A 2,723-nucleotide genomic window follows, 5' to 3' on the forward strand; every position below is an offset into this window, starting at 1 on the left:
GAGATCGTAGTCGTTGTTTTGAACCATCGTGAGCGCTTCCATGCCGTTTTCTGCATGATCATGAGCGCATTGAAAGCGATTTAAGTAGGCTTGCAGGCTTTTAGCGGCAAGGGGATTATCTTCGACTACCAGGACAGAGGCGACAGCATCGACCTTTGTTATCTCTTCTGGCTTTATGATACGGTCAGATGGCAAGGTTTGCACTGTAGAGATTTGTGGCTGGCGAACCGGTATTTTTCTCGATCAGAATGATCAGAGACATGAAGTGGAAGAGTAATAATAAAACAAGTTCCTTTACCTACTTCACTTTCTATATTAATTGTGGCATGCATTGCTTCGATGTAACGCTTCACGGTATATAGGCCTAAACCTGCCCCTTTGTATAATCCCTGATAAGCAGGGGTCAGGCGAGAAAAATGTTCAAATATTGTTTCAAATTTATCTTCTGGAATACCAATACCACTATCTTCTATCAACAGTTGTAAGTTCATCTTATCACCTGGGAGATAAGATGAATCCCTTTCATTAAGCGATTTCACGTTGATTTTGACAAAACCACTGTTGGTAAATTTTAAGGCGTTAGATAAAAGATTAAGCAGGGTACGGTCAAGGTAATTCCGTAATCCACTAAAATAAGTAGGGATAGATGTCTCTATGTCAAAGGACAATTTTAATTTTTTATGAAAAGCCACCGGTTGTAAAAATTCTATGTTGTGTTGAACTAAATCACGCAGATTAAAGGACTCTACTTCTTCTGGCTGATATCCTGATTCCAAACGCATGGTTTCTAAGATTTTATTACATAGCTCTAATAATTGATCGGTTGCTCTTATTAAAAGCTGGCTGTTCTCCTGGACGGTTTCAGTCATCTCTTTTAACAAAGGCAAATAGTCTTTTGGGGAAGCTGTGTTTGCATCTGCGGGAGCTTGTTGTAAAAGGGAACGGGCATTGTCGGCCACATTAAGCAACTCTTGTGACATCCCGATTATCCCACTTAGCGGGGTGCGAATATCATGGCTCATATTGGCAATAAATTCAGATTTTGCCTGGTTGGCTGCTTCAGCCGCTCTTTTAGCTTGAAGTAAGCGCTCGGTAATATCAACAGAGATGCCAACCATCCCTACAATGTCACCCTTTGAATTATGTAAAGGAACTTTATTTGATAAATAAATTTCTTTAGTTCCATCAGGGTAATGCAAAGGCTCTTCTAAACTTAATGATACCCCTTTATCCATAACAGCTCTGTCTGCTTTCCTATAGTGGGAAGCTGATTTATCGTCATAAAGATCGGCATAGGTTTTACCAACGATATCGTGTCTTGATTTTAGATTTAACAATTTAGCCATGTTATTGTTACATCCAAGGTATACACAATCCTTGTTTATCCAATAAACACTGACAGGCATCTCTGCAATAATGTTTTCCATGTAATTATAAATATTTCTTACTTGCTCTAATGAGCTTTTGCTCTTATCAATTAAATGGCTAGACAAAAGTAGATTGAGATTAGTGATTTCTTGAGGAGTAGAGTCCTCAAATTCTTTTTGACTATTTAAAAAAGACTCGTTCTTTTTATCCTGGATTGTCCCAATCAGGATGAGTTCATCCTCCTCTTGAAGGTTCGCTATATGCCACAGAACAGTTTTATCTCTGGTGTGGGAAACTAAATGTTGAGACTGTAGGGGGCTGTTTGGATCAAGATTGGGGCATAAAACTGAAAAGGGTTTACCTATCGTGGCTTTTTTATTTTAAATACCGTTTTTGCTTTAACATTGAGATCTAAAATGATGAGTTCCGATGATACTAAGATTATGGGCTGGTCAACCAGGTTTATAAAAGTCGATAATATCGCTGTGTTTTTAGGCATGAAATCAACCCGGTTTAATGTTCAACCAAGTAAATGGTAGGTTAGGGGAAAAATAAAAACAAATCAGCCTGGCTCATTATGCCAGCGAGTTAATTCAATTATCTATTAAAATTCTAATAAATCCCCTCCAATGACTTCATTTAATAGGGAAGGTTCAATATTTTTCTCAGATAAGCTATTGTTGAGTTTTCTGGCTAAGGTTTGGATGTTAGGCTCGTAAAACATACTTTCGTGATCTCCTGGAACGATGTGGAGTTCGATGGGTCGTTTCGAATAATTTTCCTACCAATTTAAAGGGGCATCATATTGAAACATCTCGGTCAGTTTTTCAGCTTTAAACAAGATTAATTTGCTATTAATAATAGGCAATTTGTATTGCATTAACATTTTTCCCTATTCCACTGTAAATCCAACAAAAATTTAGAATTATAGACATTATTTTCTACATACTTTTTTAAGAGTCTCGAATTTTGTTCCTTCATAATGTCTTGGAAATAAAGCTCATTGCTTTGAAGTGTGGGATAAAATGCCCAGCCGTCAAGCGAGATAATGGCAGTAACACGTTCCCCTTTCTCCTCTAACTGTCTCGCCATTTCAATCGCGACAGTACTGCCAAATGACGAGCCGCCAAGCAAATAAGGACCATAGGGATAAATAGCCTGAAGTGAATCGATGTATGCGCTAGCCATCTCTTCCAGGGTATCAAAAATGAATTCGTTTTTATCAATGCCTGGGTCTTGCATCCCGTATAAGGGTCTTTCTTTGTCTAAATATTTAGCAAGAAGCTTATACCAAAATATACTTCTACCAATAGGGTGAACTAAAATAAGAGGTGTTTTATCACCCGTTTCCTTGA

The 2,723-nt window shown here is 37.9% G+C and carries 3 protein-coding genes; all 3 read right to left on the reverse strand.

The features are described 5' to 3' along the window. Positions 1-195: response regulator (locus BN58_RS28985; protein ID WP_156812579.1), on the reverse strand; the 195-nt coding region annotated here is incomplete at its 3' end. After that, positions 174-1,427 (reverse strand): PAS domain-containing sensor histidine kinase, encoded by a 1,254-nt coding sequence (locus tag BN58_RS26340; protein ID WP_156812580.1) that lies wholly within the window; start codon positions 1,425-1,427, stop codon positions 174-176. The genes BN58_RS28985 and BN58_RS26340, both read right to left, overlap by 22 nt. 820 nt (positions 1,428-2,247) lie before the next feature. Next, a partial coding sequence (locus BN58_RS34890; protein WP_040916666.1) for a thioesterase domain-containing protein occupies positions 2,248-2,723 on the reverse strand: 476 nt, incomplete at its 5' end.

Source organism: Legionella tunisiensis (assembly GCF_000308315.1).
Classification (GTDB): domain Bacteria; phylum Pseudomonadota; class Gammaproteobacteria; order Legionellales; family Legionellaceae; genus Tatlockia; species Tatlockia tunisiensis.

Excerpts from the sequence above, each read along its gene's own strand:
- BN58_RS26340 (WP_156812580.1), bottom strand. The coding sequence starts at position 1,427 with ATGGAAAACATTATTGCAGAGATGCCTGTCAGTGTTTATTGGATAAAC.